Origin of the sequence: Flammeovirga pectinis, from assembly GCF_003970675.1 — a bacterium.
GTDB classification, from domain to species: domain Bacteria; phylum Bacteroidota; class Bacteroidia; order Cytophagales; family Flammeovirgaceae; genus Flammeovirga; species Flammeovirga pectinis.
In genome coordinates, this window is sequence record NZ_CP034563.1 from 570,630 (window position 1) to 586,586 (window position 15,957).

Annotated in this window: 14 protein-coding genes; 8 read left to right on the forward strand and 6 right to left on the reverse strand. The window is 32.2% G+C overall.

What is annotated here, in order from left to right; all coding sequences use genetic code 11:
• Window positions 1-107: 107 nt before the first annotated feature.
• The 5 genes from EI427_RS22560 (at window position 108) to kbl (ending at window position 6,430) form a co-directional block, all read left to right on the forward strand.
• Window positions 108-1,391, forward strand: coding sequence for a DUF3472 domain-containing protein (locus EI427_RS22560; protein WP_126620439.1), 1,284 nt, complete (start codon window positions 108-110; stop codon window positions 1,389-1,391).
• 165 nt (window positions 1,392-1,556) lie between these two features.
• Entirely contained in the window at window positions 1,557-2,783 is a 1,227-nt protein-coding gene (locus EI427_RS22565; protein ID WP_126619290.1) for an ROK family transcriptional regulator, read from the forward strand.
• A 144-nt stretch (window positions 2,784-2,927) separates the two neighbouring features.
• Entirely contained in the window at window positions 2,928-3,926 is a 999-nt protein-coding gene (locus tag EI427_RS22570; RefSeq protein WP_126619292.1) for a DUF4922 domain-containing protein, read from the forward strand.
• Window positions 3,927-4,169: 243 nt separating this feature from the next.
• The gene (tdh, locus tag EI427_RS22575; RefSeq protein WP_126619294.1) at window positions 4,170-5,192 is read left to right on the forward strand and encodes an L-threonine 3-dehydrogenase; all 1,023 of its coding nucleotides are present in this window, start codon (window positions 4,170-4,172) and stop codon (window positions 5,190-5,192) included.
• Window positions 5,193-5,254: 62 nt separating this feature from the next.
• Window positions 5,255-6,430 carry a glycine C-acetyltransferase gene (kbl, locus tag EI427_RS22580; protein ID WP_205728000.1) on the forward strand — a complete coding sequence of 392 codons (1,176 nt, stop codon included), beginning with the start codon at window positions 5,255-5,257 and terminating at the stop codon, window positions 6,428-6,430.
• Window positions 6,431-6,501: 71 nt separating this feature from the next.
• Here the strand turns inward: kbl and EI427_RS26385 are convergent, their stop codons facing one another.
• The 4 genes from EI427_RS26385 to EI427_RS22595 form a co-directional block, all read right to left on the reverse strand.
• Window positions 6,502-6,624, reverse strand: coding sequence for a hypothetical protein (locus EI427_RS26385; protein WP_262708889.1), 123 nt, complete (start codon window positions 6,622-6,624; stop codon window positions 6,502-6,504).
• A 331-nt stretch (window positions 6,625-6,955) separates the two neighbouring features.
• A complete protein-coding gene (locus EI427_RS22585; protein ID WP_126619298.1) occupies window positions 6,956-7,522 on the reverse strand; it encodes an outer membrane beta-barrel protein in 567 nt (188 codons plus the stop codon).
• 238 nt (window positions 7,523-7,760) lie between these two features.
• Window positions 7,761-8,462 carry a CatA-like O-acetyltransferase gene (locus EI427_RS22590; protein WP_126619300.1) on the reverse strand — a complete coding sequence of 234 codons (702 nt, stop codon included), beginning with the start codon at window positions 8,460-8,462 and terminating at the stop codon, window positions 7,761-7,763.
• Between the two features lie 98 nt (window positions 8,463-8,560).
• Complete coding sequence (locus tag EI427_RS22595; protein WP_126619302.1) at window positions 8,561-8,815, reverse strand: DUF2492 family protein; 255 nt, start codon at window positions 8,813-8,815, stop codon at window positions 8,561-8,563.
• A gap of 181 nt (window positions 8,816-8,996) precedes the next feature.
• Here EI427_RS22595 and EI427_RS22600 point away from each other — a divergent pair, with 181 nt between their 5' ends.
• Entirely contained in the window at window positions 8,997-9,524 is a 528-nt protein-coding gene (locus EI427_RS22600) for a hypothetical protein (protein WP_126619304.1), read from the forward strand.
• Window positions 9,525-9,579: 55 nt separating this feature from the next.
• On the opposite strand, the gene EI427_RS22605 is transcribed toward EI427_RS22600, so the two are convergent.
• Together EI427_RS22605 and EI427_RS22610 are read right to left on the reverse strand one after the other, a co-directional pair.
• Window positions 9,580-11,334, reverse strand: a complete 1,755-nt coding sequence (locus tag EI427_RS22605; protein ID WP_126619306.1) for a cellulase family glycosylhydrolase — start codon at window positions 11,332-11,334, stop codon at window positions 9,580-9,582.
• On the reverse strand, window positions 11,327-12,568 hold the full coding sequence (locus EI427_RS22610) for a Gfo/Idh/MocA family protein (protein WP_126619308.1): 1,242 nt from the start codon (window positions 12,566-12,568) through the stop codon (window positions 11,327-11,329). Before EI427_RS22610 ends, EI427_RS22605 begins: the two co-directional genes overlap by 8 nt.
• Before the next feature lie 383 nt (window positions 12,569-12,951).
• Between EI427_RS22610 and EI427_RS22615 the strand changes: the two genes are divergently transcribed.
• Together EI427_RS22615 and EI427_RS22620 are read left to right on the forward strand one after the other, a co-directional pair.
• The gene (locus tag EI427_RS22615) at window positions 12,952-14,328 is read left to right on the forward strand and encodes a Gfo/Idh/MocA family protein (RefSeq protein WP_126619310.1); all 1,377 of its coding nucleotides are present in this window, start codon (window positions 12,952-12,954) and stop codon (window positions 14,326-14,328) included.
• Window positions 14,329-14,695: 367 nt separating this feature from the next.
• Window positions 14,696-15,511: a hypothetical protein gene (locus EI427_RS22620; RefSeq protein ID WP_126619312.1), complete on the forward strand. Its 816-nt coding sequence runs from the start codon at window positions 14,696-14,698 to the stop codon at window positions 15,509-15,511.
• Window positions 15,512-15,957 lie beyond the last annotated feature (446 nt).

Consider the following 15,957-nt stretch of genomic DNA (forward strand, 5'->3'; position numbering starts at 1 on the left):
ATTAATTTGAGACCTATAAAGTGATACTTATGTATCACTTTATTATTTATATACCTATTGATATGAAGTATTTTAATTGCATTCTTTTAGTACTCTCTAGTTTAATAATGAGTTGTGCGCCGTCTACACCTAAAAGCAATGAGGGTTTTACACTACTCTTGAGAGATAATGCGTGGATAGGCGATAATTACCATGAAGTTCCAAAAGTGGTGACTAAAAATGGTATAGAAAATTGGAAAAGTACCCAACCAATAACGGCTTATTTTTATGCTGACAAAGCGGGTAAGATTAATTTAAAAGTTAAATTAAAAGTTATAAATGGACCTGTGCAATTAAGTATTAAGATTGGACAGCAAGAGAAGTTTATCACTGTAAAATCTAAGGAGTTAAAAGCGATAGATATTGGAAGTTTTAAGCTGCAAAAATCAGGATATCAAGAAGTCATAATTAATAAGAAAACACTTGTTGACGATGTTCAAATTGTGTATTTAGAGATAGATAAAAAAACTGAAAATAAATTTTATAGCATTCCAGAAAGTAATACGTATTTTGGAAGAAGAGGCCCAAGTGTTCATTTAAAATATGAACTTCCGGCAGCCGTTAAAGACCAAGAAGTAGAATGGTTTTATAACGAAATTGAGGTGCCAAAAGGAGAAGACGTAATTGGTTCTTATTTTATGGCAAATGGGTTTGGTGAAGGTTATTTCGGTATTCAGGTAAACAGTGAAAATGAAAGACGTATTTTATTTTCTGTATGGAGTCCTTTTAAAACAGATAATCCAGAAGACATTCCTGATGATCAGAAAATACAATTATTAGCAAAAGGCGAAGGAGTAACCACTGGAAAATTTGGAGATGAAGGAGCTGGTGGCCAAAGCTATAAAGTGTACAATTGGAAACCAGAAACAACGTATAAATTTCTTTTAAGAGGACATCCAGTAGCCCATAATTATACGCAATACACAGCTTATTTCTTTGCACCCGAAGAACATGAATGGCAAATTATAGCGAGTTTTAAAAGACCAAAAACTACTACTTATCTTACCAATTTTCATTCATTTTTAGAGAATTTTATACCGGCCACAGGTGATATTATGCGTCAAGCAAATTATAAAAATCAGTGGGTGAGAACAGCAAAAGGAGATTGGTATGCCGTAGACAGTGCAAAATTTACTGCAGATGCAACAGCAAGAGGCTTAGATAGGTTTGATTATGGTGGAGGAGTAAATAGTACGGGTTTCTACCTTAAAAATTGTGGCTTTTTTAACAATGTAGTAGAAATGAATACGGAGTTTAACCATGCAGTGAAACCAAATCAGCCGAAAATAAATCTTAGTAAATTAGATAAAATTGCAGCCGAAAATAATATATCAAATAAAAACAGAACTTAATATTGTAGTGGATTATTACAGTTTAAAGGTATGTAATACAGTTGTTTAATTATATTTATGAATTGTGGTTCACGTAAAAAAATGAAGAATAGCAATAATTAATAAAAAAAATTATAAATTGCTTACTTAAGCACAACAAATTTTAATTTTTTGATTAGTAATAGGATGAAGAAAGACGGGAAAGTTTTTAAAAAGAAACAGATTCGAAAAAGTCAGATATTACAATTATTACTTAAGGAGAAAACACTATCTCCTTCAGAAATTGCTACGAGAACAGAATTAACCTTACCAATGTCATCTTCTTTAATGAAAGAATTGGTAGACGATAATTATATATTTTTACAGGAGCATAGAACGGAGAAAAACGTAGGAAGACCTCCTACTTCTTATCAAATAAATCCTGATGGAGGCTATTTTTTTGGTGTGAAAGTGGGTTTAAGGAAAACGAGAATCATTCTGCTGGATTTACAGAACAAAGAACGCTTTTTTGTTTCTGAAGATACAAGAGAAATTAAAGACTCGGTCAACTTCTTAAAACGTCTGATTAAATCGATAAAAAAGATCATTAACGATCAGGAAATTCCTTTAGAAAGAGTATTAGGAGTAGGGGTTGCTGTACCTGGTTTGGTGAATAGTAAAACGGGTAGATCGTTTAGTTATTTCAATGATTTAGACACTACGTTGCAAAACTATTTAACAGATGCTTTTAAAGTACCTGTAGAAATTGAGAACGATGTAAATGCACTTACTTTAGGAGAGTTGCATTTTGGTACTGCCAAAACTTCAGAAAATGCTTTATGTATTAACCTTGATAAAGGTATTGGTATGGGCATGATTGTAAGTGGAGGTTTATATACCGGACAAAATGGATTGGCAGGGGAACTTGGTCATATACGTATAGATGATCATGGTGATATGTGTTATTGTGGTAAAAAAGGGTGTTTAGAAACCTTTGCTTCTGGAGAAGCTTTGGTGAGAAAAATGCAAGACATCTACAAAAAGGGAGAATCTCCTATTGTAGAAAAAATTCTGAAAGAAGCTGGTAAAACAGAAGTTGACTTAGATGTTTTTGTTGATATTGTTACAATGGGCGACCAAGTAGGCATAGAATTAACAGAACAAGCAGGGGTTTCTATTGGTAAAGCAATAGGTATTTTAGTTAACCTTTTTAACCCAGATAAAATTATTCTAGGAGGTAAAGTGAGTCAGTTAAAAGATTATATCCTTTTTCCTGTAAAGTCTTCTGTCATTAAACATTCATTGCCAGAAACGTTTGCACAAACTACAATCACTTATTCTGATATAAGAAGAAAAGCAGGTTGTTTAGGAGCAACAACATTAGTGTCTGATAAAATATTTAGACCTTCTGAAGCAGCCATTCATTTTGTGTAAAATAGTATAAAGAAGTCATTTCTAGAGAATTTCATTATTTAGAAATGACTTCAATTTTCCTTTTTTGATCAAACATTAACCAACAAGACAAAAGCCTAATATTCCAGCATAGACTAACCTAATATCTTTAAAATAATTAAACCAATGACAATCAAAGAGACAAATAGAAGTTCGGTGTTATCGAACCAAATGGATGAATTATACCTTTCAGCATTTCAATCAAAATACATTACAAAAGAAGCATTAGAAGGAAATGAACGTTTGCATTTTTTTGATGTAGAGGATGAAATTGATTACAAAATTCAGATCAATCATGTAAGATCAAAATATAGTAAAGAAATGGCAGGGGTTAAGAAGCCTCAATTACCAAATGGAGCAAAGTGCCCTATTTGCATAGAAAATGTAGGTAGTAAAGGCAAAGAGAATTTAAAGCATTTACCCATTGATTTAGGTTCAACTCCATTCTTTTTACAATTGACGCCTTTCCCTTTATATCATCATCATTTTGTGTTGATTTCTGAAGAACATAAACCTATGGAGGTAAGTGCTGATAGTTTTAAAAATCAGCTTCACTTTTTAGACATGCAACCCGAATATACTGTGTGTTCTAATTCTGATAGAGAATGGGCCGGGGCTTCTATTTTATCGCATTTGCATTATCAGGTTTTTAAAAAACTTGAGCTTCCCATTTTTAATACAAAAGTAAAAGCACAGTTTATACAAAACCAAGTGACTTATACGCTTTGTAAGTTCCCGTTAACGGTAATAAAATTAGAGGCAGATGATAGAATTTTGATGGAAATTGCTTTACAAACGGTATTGAGTAAGTGGAAGGGAGCTAATAGTGACAATACTTTTAATACTGCAATGCGTAAAGTAAATAATGGTTACCAAGTGTATTTATTGTTTAGAAATCCAGCTTATAGAACTCCAGAAAATTTACTTAAATATAAATACGAAGGAGTAGGTGTTATAGAGGCTTGTGGAGAAGGAATTTTGCCAACACCAGAAGGAGAAGATGCACAAGAATTAAATGCAGCAATAAAAAAAGAAGGGAAAGAAATAATTAAAGGGATTTTAAATGGATTAAACCCATTGTCTGAAGGTGATGCACTTGCTTTTTTTTATCAGTTAAAAGCCTAAAAAAGCTAGAAGTTGAAGGGTTAAGTTTATTCTAATTTATTAATAATTAAATCGAGATTCTTTAAAAGTTCTTGTGTATTTTTACAATATTAAATTTCGCTTAATAATATTAATCATAAATAAAAAATTGAATAATAGTTTATTATTTGGCTAAACAGTATTTAATTTGGTTATTGAAATTAACTCGCATATATAAACACATCATCTTTTTTTAAAAGAAAAACACTTACTACATAGTATACCATGAAAGCACTAGTTAAATCAAAAGCCGAAAAAGGCTTGTGGATGGAAGATGTAGCCATTCCAGAAATAGGACCAAATGATGTCTTAATTAAAGTCTCAAAATCTTCAATTTGTGGTACAGACTTACACATTTATATGTGGGATCAATGGGCACAAAAAACGATTAGAGTAGGACAAACAATCGGACATGAATATGTAGGTCATGTTGCTGCTTTTGGTAGCGAAGTAAAATCGTTTAAAGAAGGCGATAGAGTAACAGGAGAAGGGCACATTGCGTGTAATAGATGCCGAAATTGTCGTCGTGGTCGTCAGCATATTTGTGAACAAACAATTGGTATTGGAGTAAATACTAACGGATCTTTTGCAGAATATGTAAAAGTACCTGGAGCCAATGTGATGAAAATTAATGCACAAATTCCAGATGAAGTGGTGGCTATTATGGACCCTCTAGGAAATGCAACTCATACTGCTTTATCGTTCCCGTTAATTGCAGAAGATGTACTAATTACCGGTTCTGGTTTAATTGGTAGTATGGCTATACAAGTAGCAAAATTTGCAGGTGCTCGTCACATTGTTGCTACAGAAATGAACGAGTACAGAGCAGAACTAGCAAAGAAAATGGGAGCTACAAGAGTGGTAAACCCTGCAAAAGAAAAGCTAGAAGATGTAATGGCAGAATTACACATGAGTGGTTTTGATATTGGTTTGGAATGTTCGGGTTCTCCTATTGCATTCAATCAATTAATAGATAATATGTACAATTCTGGTAAAGTATCTTTATTGGGAATTTTACCTCAATCTGCTCAGGTAGATTGGAATAAGATTATTTTTAGAGGGCTTACTCTAAAAGGAATCTATGGTAGAGAAATGTACGAAACTTGGTACCAGATGGAACAAATGCTTCTTTCTGGTTTAGATATAGCTCCAATAATTACACACCGTTTTGGTATTGATGATTTTCAAAAAGGTTTTGATGTAATGGAAGAAGGAAATTGTGGAAAGGTTATCTTAAATTGGGATTAGGTCCTAGTGTAAATCAACTACTGTTTTAATAACACAAAAATAAAAATACGATGAGTAAGAAAATATATGATAGTCTTAAAGAAGACTTGAAACAGATAAAAGCGGATGGTCTTTATAAAAGTGAGCGTATCATTACAAGTCCTCAAGATGCTGAAATCACTTTAAACACAGGTCAAAAAGTATTGAACTTTTGTGCAAATAATTACTTAGGACTTTCTAATCACCCTAACTTAATTAAAGCTGCAAAAGATGCGATGGACACTCATGGTTTTGGGATGTCATCTGTTCGTTTTATTTGTGGAGCAACAGATTTACATAAGAAACTAGAAGAGAAAATTGCCGATTTTTTCGGTACAGAAGATACAATTTTATACGCGGCTTGTTTTGATGCAAATGGTGGTGTTTTCGAACCATTATTAACAGCAGAAGACGCAATTATTTCTGATACTTTAAACCATGCATCTATTATTGATGGTGTGCGTTTATGTAAGGCAAAACGTTTCCGTTATGCAACAGCAAACATGGAAGATCTAGAAAAGCAATTGATTGCCGCTCAAGAACAACGTTATAGAATTATTGTTACAGATGGTGTATTCTCTATGGATGGTCACGTTGCTCCAATGGACGAGGTGGTAAAATTAGCAGAGAAATACGATGCATTGGTAATGGTTGATGAGTGCCACTCTGCAGGTGTTGTTGGTAAAACGGGAAGAGGTGTAACAGAACACTTTGATATTCGTGGAAAAGTGGATATTATTACGGGTACACTAGGTAAAGCATTTGGTGGTGCAATTGGTGGTTTTACAACGGGTAAGAAAGAAGTAATAGAAATGTTACGTCAGCGTTCTAGACCCTATTTATTCTCGAATTCTATTCCTCCATCTATTGCAGCAGCAGGTATAGAAATGTTCGATATGATGAACACTACCAACGAATTATCGAAGCAATTACATACTAATACTGCTTATTTTAATGAACAAATGTTAGCCGCTGGTTTTGATATTAAACCTACCGATTCTGCAATTTGTGCTGTAATGTTATATAATGCGGAATTATCGCAACGTTTTGCAGAAAAATTATTAGAAAAAGGTATTTACGTGATTGGTTTCTACTTCCCAGTAGTTCCTAAAGAACAAGCACGTATTAGAGTACAACTTTCTGCCGCACATACACAAGCACATCTTGAAAAAGCTGTTGCTGCGTTTACTGAAGTAGGAAAAGACTTAGGCATTATTTAGTCTAACAAAATATAAAAAGAAAACACCATACAATTCCTGTATGGTGTTTTTTTTATGTATTTCTAATTAGATTAAATATCGTCTAACATAGACTGAGCAAAATAATCTAATGTTTCTTTTTTCTCTTTTTTCTGAGATTTCACATACCCAATTCCAAAGGCAAATGATATCGTGCTAATTAGTAGTAGTGTCATAATAATTTAGTTATAGTTGATAAATAATATAGTAGAATAAACGTTTAAGTTTACCACTATTATTACCCATAAAGTACCTTTTAGTATCCCAAAAGTGTCAAATTTTAAAGGTGAAATACATTATTAGTGATGTAACTCAGTGTGAAAAGATAAATTATACCTGAAAGAAAGTCCTTAACAATTCTTCTAACTCTTCATGCGTTTTAAAGTATTGTAGTTTATTGAACAAAAGAATTGATTTTTTTCGATGTGAGGAAATTGCATAAAAAAAGACACTAACATAGTTTATGTTAGCGTCTCTCAGAAATGTATATATTACTATAATTTTTAGTTAGTCATTACTTCCTAAGATTACAGCAGTTGTAAGCCCAAGAGTAGAAAGGTGAGTATCAGAACTTAAATCCATTGCTTCCCATTCAAGGCGCAATTCTAATCTTTCAGCAAGAATAATTCCTGCACCTACACCCCATAAAAAGCGAGTGTCATTTTCAGTACCTGGTTGTTGAACACCAGAACCAGAATTTTCATATTTTGCCCAAAAAGCACCAGCCTTAGCAAAACCAAAAATTGGCCCTATCTGAATTTTTCCTCTTAAAGAAACATCCCAACCAGTAATTTTAGATTCATAATCGTATCCTCCATCATTTGCTTTTACTTTTCCTAGTGAACGATATCCACCCTCGATACCCAAGAATTTCTTTCCAACACCTGCAAAGACTTTCCAAGCAAGTGCATTGTCACTCACATTAAAATCACTGCCACTAATATTAGTAAGCTTATGATCAGCAAATGTGTTTCCGATACCACCACCAATCTTAAAAGATTGTGCATTGGCAAATTGAATAGATGAGAAAGTACAAAATGAGAACAATAAAATTGGTAATAAGTAGTTTTTCATAACTTAAATAGACTTATGTAACAAACATTATATCAGTAAGTTATGGTATTGAAGACAAATAAATAAAATTTTAAAAGGTATACTACTATAAAATCTTTTTATTGTTAAACTGTATCTAGTGCTTGGTGTTGTTGGTGCGTTTTTTAGATTGATTATTTAAAGTATATATCTAATAGATTGCGTTTCATATTTTTACCTGTAGAATAAGTTTATTGTTAAGGTGAAAATAGCTAACTAATTATTCTCCAATAAGAACTTTTTCAAAATCAGCCATAAAGTTAGACAATACAAAAGGGTCTAAATTAGAGTGGTCAAAAGTTATTGAAAGCGGAATAAATGATTGCCCATTTTGTTCGTAGCGTTTACCAAAATAGAAAAAAGGACGAGCAGAATCTAATGCTGACGTATGCAATTGGAAACTTGTAAATTGCAGATTTGGGAGATTACCAATAAAATGTGCAGAAGCCCAAACAGTAGGGGGTAGTGGTGCAAAATCTCCTTCCTTATCAAAGGCTTGTTTTATCTTTGTTCTGTAATTAGCAATAAAATCTTCTATGCTAGAATGAGCAGGATTTTCGACTAAAATTTCAGTAAAACGCTTGTCGCCACCAACAGCAACAGGACAGAAAACAGGTAGATTATCAAAAATATACCACTCACCCTCAATCATTCTATACCTAAAATAGGGGTGTTCTTTCATTGCTTGTACTAAACACCACATTAAGTAGCTACTAAAAGAAGCACCATCAATTTTCTTAATAGTGGCCGCATAATAGTCTAGTCCTTTGGTTACATCTAACTGTAAAGTCATCTGTAAATTTGGTTCTCTAACAATATTCTTGTCATGAAAAAAGTTTAACGACCATTGTTCATAAGAACTAACATCAGTCATTTCTAATTTCTTACCATCAAACTTTTCTAGCAGCGTACTTAAATCCATATATCAAAAATGTTTAGACGCAAAAATAGCATCCCAAATCGTGAAAACGTCTGCAGATGCTACTTTTTATGTATTTCTTTACTCTTATTAAGAATAGATTATCTCGTATGAGAATCGCACATCTTCATTGTAGGGTGTACTTCTACCATTCCATTATCATTTACAAATACTTTACTTCTTTCCATTAAGAACGGAAGTGTTTCTTCTTTAGGAAAAGGAACTCCAGAACAAGCTGTGAAATGAATATCTTCTCCCCATTTATTAGAGATTGCATCCATTAAAGTAGCTGGTGTAAAAACAGCATCATTATCTTGTACTAAAAAGATTACCTCGTGAACGTGTGTCGTATTCATAGAAAAACAGTTTATTTCATTTTTTAATTTGATAATCAAATATAATAAAAGATAAATTAGTCTTTTATTATGTTTAACTTTATTAATAATTAAAATATAGATACATACATGTTTTAATATCTTTTAATTTCTAATATCATCTCTAACTTTGTTTCAATTTTAATAAACGATACATTAAAGCATGAGTAATTATAAAATTGTAAGGATTTCTACAGCAGAACGTGCTATGTCGGAATATCCAATAATGGAGGTAGAAGAAGTTGGAGAAAAGGACGGTGAATTTATAGTTTCTAATAAAGACAATTGCGTAGACGAAGACCTAGATGATGAATTATTGATCTTTAAAGAGTCTACAACTTTATTGGGAAGATTTGTTTGTGGGTACGAAGAGGAAGACCCTTCACTAATGCTGATTACAAACGAGGAATACCAACAAATTATGATTTCTGTGGGACAATTTATTTTATCGCACCCTTTAATTAAAAATGGTGTAATTGATTTAAATGTGATCTACGAAGGTAAATCAAAATATTATAGTGAGAACTTTTTTAGCCTAACTTTAGAAGAAGCAGAAAAAGTAATAAAATGGGCTTTTGATAATAGTTTTGATTATGAAACTTTTCTGAAGTTCACTTATAACTATTTAAAAAGAACGTTAAACGCATACAGCGGTAACCTAAATGATATCTTCAAAATAGAAGAAGCATAAAAAATAAAACCCTCTCTTTAAAGTGTTTGAATTACTTTAAAGAGAGGATTTTGTCTTATTTATTGAATTTAAAATCTAGAAGGTTCACATTGCCTTTTATGATTTTAAATTTCACTTTCACTTCTCCACTCGGTAAAGCTACTTTTTTAATTGATGTAGTTGTGTACTTTTCAGAATTACCTGTTTTTGCTAATGTTATATTTTCAACAACAATTTTATCATTAACTATAAGCTGAAGAATACCCTCATTTTCTTTGGCTGACGCTTGAATTTCTAACGTATATTTACCCTTTTTTGCTACATTAAAAGTGTATTGCATCCATTCCTCTTCTTCGATCCAACTTATAATAGGCTGCTTATTAAATTCTGTGATATCAACACCATCATTGCGGTAGAATTTACCATTATTCCAAATCATCCAATCTCCACCATTATCAATATGATAATCAGCCGAAATTTTGTCGTAATAAGCGTAACCATCTCTACCTAAATCGTAATCTGCAAAAAGAATTGGTGCATTGGTGGTATGTACTTTAAAAGGTTTTGTAGTGTAATTATCTAACTGCCCCGTCATCGCATAAATAACATCAGGAGCAATTACACAATTCTCAGTTTTATGAGATTCTGCATAATCGATTACGGCTGCAAAAGTCTCTTCTTTAGACAAAGGAGCTTTGTTTTCCCAAGATGTAATTAAAGCAGAATAAGATGCAGGAGTTACTACTTTTAAAATGTTGTTTGTTCGGCTCTTTTTTACAGGCCACCAAGACCATCCAATTTTATTTTTTTCATAAAGCATTATGCTATCAGAAAACCATGTATTAGAATTTTCTCCACTTTCACTCATCCAAAGCGGTAAACCATATTCTTCTCTCATTTTTAACCAACCATTCAATACATCACTATTATTGTTATTCCAATATTTATGGAAAGTGATAACCATATTATCGTCAGCATCTTTCAACGAATGTTTACTTAGAGATTCGTAATTGTTACCCCAGCAATTACCAGAAATAAATACAATATGGTTTTTATCTACCGTTCTTACTGCATTTATTAAACGCTCATGTAGCTCCCAAATAGGGTCGTTATTATCACAGCCACAACCATTAGGAGACGACTTTTCTGTAAATCCCCAGTTTGGTTCGTTAAATAGATCGTAACCAGCAATCCATGGAGAATCTTTGTATCTATCAGCAAGTTTAATCCATAAATTCTCTAGCTTCTTTTTGTTGTCTTCACTTTCCCAAAGAGATGGTAATTCAGTATCATAATCAGAGATATTGGCATCTCTACCTTGTCCGCCAGGAGCACCGTGCATATCTAAAATCAAGTACATTTCATTTTGAGCACACCAAGACAAAAGGCTGTCTGTAACTTCAAAACCTTTATTTATCCAAGTAGTTGTCAGTTCACCATTTGCTAAGGTATCTTCTTCTTCAATTGGTAAAGTGAACCATTTGTAATGCAATGCAACACGTACAGAATTAAATCCCCATGCTTTCATTGAGTCTAAATCAGTTTTTCTGAAATGGTTCTCAATCCAAGTATCGTAGAATTTATCTGTATTTTCTTGTCCCATTGTTTCAACTAATTTATCGTGAAATTGGGTGTGTGTATTTACTCCAGCACTGGTAGATTGCATCATGTATCCTTCTTGAATGAGCCAGTTTCCTGTACCTATTCCTCTAAGAATATATTCTCCATCATCATTTATAATCTTTGTACCATCAGTACGTAAAAAACCTTGTGAAAATGCACTTACTGATAGCAGTAAGCAAAAAGAAAGTAATTGTAATTTTTTAATCATTATTTTTAGAAGTTACTGTTGTTGTAAGTTTTTTATTTTCCCAATTTCCATCTGTAAAATCAGGAAAAGGAATTGTTTTATTATTTTGGTTGATAGATAATTCTGATAACGGAGAAATTGCTAACCAAGTCAACATATCATAAAGATCGTATTTTGGTTTTCTTTTTTCAATTGTTGCTGAAATAAATTCATCCAAGACAAAATAATCCATTTGATGCCTAGCTGTTTTTGCTGCTTTATACTGTCCTTTTTTCCAGCAAGTAGCATCATAAGCATTAAACACTTGATAGGGTTTTTCTATCCACTCATCTGCTACACATTTATCTTGAAGGTGTAAATGATTGCCATGCTCCTGAATCCAGATACCTTTAGTTCCCTGTACCCTAAAACCGAGTGAATAAGGGCGAGGTAAGTTGGTGTTATGTGTAAGGACAATTGTTTCTCCATTGGCGGTAGTTAAGGTACTTGTTACTACATCGCCTAAGGTATATTTATCTTTTGCATTCGGGTGATTAACTCCTTTATTTTGTTCAACATAACTTTTAAGTCCAACAGCTTTAGTAGCATGCGACACAATAGAGGTAAACCGATTGCCTTTATTAATTTTTAATAACGAGGCTATAGGACCTATGCCATGTGTTGGATATAAATCTCCATTTCTAAATGTAGAATGATGTGTTCTCCAAGAAGCCTCTCCTTCAACCCCGTCACCATAATTCATATTTTCATCAAACTTAACGGTCCTAAGATCATGTTCATACCCTCCTCTACAATGTATTAGTTCACCAAAAAGCCCTTGATCAATCATGTTCTGAACAGCCATTACATCTCTATGGAAACACGTATTTTCTAAAATCATACACGTAGCTCCACTATTCTCTTGTGTTGCTTTCAAAGCATATAACAACTCCATATTTTGAGCACTAGCCGCTTCTATTCCAACATAAATAGGAAAACGAAGAACATATTTAGCTACCTCAGGGAATACATCCCAAGGGACAGAAATAATTACAGCATCAAGAACTATTTCTTTAAACAATAGCGGGTAATCACTTTTGTAGAAGATCGGTAGTTTTTTATTGTATTTAGCAAATAAGGCAATTGCTTTTTCTTGATTTATTAAAGAGGGTTCTATAACTACCTCAATAGCTACATCTTCTCTTTGTAAGCAATTTTCTAAGTGAATACTACCTCTATAACCGGCTCCTATTATCCCTAATTTTATTGTATTCATTTATAGTTTTTAAAAAATTGATGCTGATGTTATGTTCAGTGCTTAATAGATAATGTTTGTTATTAATAAGTATCAATTAACAATTTTATTTAAAGAGTTTAATTGATATGGAGGGTATTTACTTCTATTATTGCAGATACAATTTAGAGTTATCATTTTTTAATTTTAATGATTAAACCTCAAAATTTAATTTATTTAACATATTTAAATGTATTTTTTTACTCTTAGTGATTAAATAAATCATTTAAATTATTAATATTGTTATTATAAATAATAAAAAATATAAATTAAATATTCAAGATTATTTATACAACATATTACTCGGTTAGACTTAATAAAAACTGATCGCAAACCTAACTTACTTTTAATCAATACAACATATCATGAATACTAAACGAAGAGACTTTTTAAAGACAGCAGCAATTGCAGGAGCGGGTACTATTGTAGCTCCGGGAATGGGGTTTGCTAAATCTAAAAACGAAAAAGTTAAACTTGCTTTTATTGGTACAGGTGCTAGAGGAATATGGCATTTAAACAATGCACTTTTAAGAGAAGATACAGAGGTTGTTGCTATCTGTGATACAGATGATAAAGCGATAAAAAATGCGTTGAAATATGTTGAAAAACATGGTAAAAAGAAACCGCAGATTTTTGGTAAAAATGAACTAGATTACAGAAATATGCTTGACCTTAAAGAGGTTCAAGGCGTAATTATTTCTACTCCTTGGGTATGGCATACTCCAATGTCTGTAGATAGTATGAAAGCAGGTAAATTTACAGGAGTAGAAGTTTCTGCAGCCATGACTTTACAAGAATGTTGGGATTTAGTAAACGTGCATGAAGAAACGGGTTCGCATTTAATGATTCTTGAAAATGTATGTTACCGCCGTGATGTAATGGCTGTTTTACAGATGGTGAGAGAAGGGATGTTTGGAGAATCAATGCATGCTAGATGTGGTTACCAACACGATCTTCGTAATGTGAAATTTAATAATGGTGTAGACACATATGGTGGTGGTGTTGAATTTGGTGAGAAAGGAGCATCTGAAGCCAAATGGAGAACACATCATTCATTACATAAAAATGGAGATTTATATCCTACTCATGGCGCAGGACCAGTGGCAACGTATATGGATATTAATCGTGGTAATAAATTTGATACAATTTCGTCTTTTGCTACTAAAGCTAGAGGACTAAATGAATATATAATTGAGAAGGGAGGGAAGGACCATCCGAATGCTAATTTACCTTGGAAATTAGGTGATATTGTTACCTCTACAATCTCTACTGCAAATGGAGAAACAATTATTGTAACACACGATACGAACCTTCCAAGACCCTATTCTTTAGGTTTTAGATTCCAAGGTACAAAAGGCTTATGGGAACATGAAGATGGTTATAGTGCAAAACATGGTAACTTAATGTATATAGATGGCCAAACTAAACCACACCAATGGGACGATGCAAAACAATGGTTAGATAAATACGACCATCCACTTTGGGCAAAATACGGAGAAACGGCAACTGGTGCAGGACACGGAGGAATGGATTTCTTTGTAATGCATGATTTTGTCAACTCTATTAAACACAATATTGCACCTCCATTAGATGCTTATGATGCAGCAGCTTGGTCGGCAATTACACCTTTATCAGAAAGATCTATAGAAGAGGGTGGAGCGGTACAACATTTTCCAGATTTTACAAGAGGAAAATGGTTTAAGCGTGAACCTATCTTTGGTAAAAATGAAGTGTACTTATAAGTCTCAAAAGCTTTATAATTAATAGAAGTGAGCTATTCATATTTATATGGTAGTTCACTTTTTTTACATCTATTTTTTAATGGAGTTTATAACGTAGGTTTCTTTATAAATTACAGTTGAAATTAGCACATTCATTCCACTTATTTTTCATTTAAAAAGCAATAAATAGAGTTTTTATTAATTCCCGATTATGAGCACATTACCTTTTTTGTATTAATTTTGAAAACTGTTATACTCTTGAAAATTAATTACTTATATAGGTTTTAAAAAGGTTGTAATTTTTTCTGAAATTTAATTTCTTTAACACAAAGCTATTGACACCTTTAGGTTAGAACTTGTCTATATACCGACATCAATTACTAATCTCATGTTTAAAAAATTATATATTATTTCTCTTATTTCAGTTCTCTTTTTTTCCTGTACAAATGATACAGAAGAAATAATTCCAGAACCTATTGTATCGAAAATAAATAGCGAAGTACCTCGTCCTGTAATTCCTGAAATTAAGGATAGCGAACCAACTTCTAAATTTAATGCAAATGAATATAGACTTCAAAGAATTGAATCTATACACTTAGGTGTAAATATTTCTTTTGAATATGATTCTGACCATAGAGTTATTGGTGGAGTTATTGAAGGAAATAATTATAATATCACTTATGATAATTTTGATAGAATAGTTAAGATTGAAGTAGAGGATCGTTCTATTTATAAAATTAACTATCTAGCATCTCATGAGATCCATTTAATCCGAACGGATAGTTATAATTATAATCATGTTTTTAAATATGTGATTAATGATCAGAATCAGGTAGTAAAATATAGATATCAATTAGTTTATGAAGGAAATGGTATAGAAGAAAAGTCTACATTTTTTGATATGAATTATTATTATAATGAGGATAATAACATAGAAACCTCTTTCGATAATAATAAAAATAATCAATTTCTAGAACATAAATTTGATACCGAAATTGACAATCCGTATACAAGAGTAAGAGATGTTATAAGGTTTTTTATGGCAGGAGGCGGAAAGCATATTTTAGTAGAAACAGAATCTAAAAATAGAGTTTCTCAGTGGTATGCTGGAGATTATTATATTTATACAGAAACAGCTTTATCTTTAAATATAAAAATTGAAAAGCAAGAGTATGAACAGCAATTGTATTTTGAAAAAATATAATTGATAAAGAGAGGTAATTATATAAAGGCTCGGTTTTGGAAAATTTACCAAAATCGAGCCTTTGTGTTTTGAAAGTAAAATGTGGTTAGAATACTATGAGATCCTTACCCATTTCTATATACAGTGCTATAGGTAAAAGTGGGTCGTTGGCAGTGAAGATATGATCTTGAATATATTCATATTCTCCCTCTGAAATATTAGCAAACCCAAGTAAAAATACATTACCGACTTCCTCCTCAAAACTTAGGTATTTTTGTATTACCACAAAAGGTAACCAAAAATTATAGTTAATTTAATATCAAGGTTTTTTAGTGCTAAAGGAAGAGGTTTTCACGTTTACTTTTTAGATGAGATTTTGAGAATGTATTCCATCCACCAACAAAAATTTGCAAGTAGCAAAAATTAGTAGTAACTAAGTATATAGAAATAGAAAATTAAAGTGATTT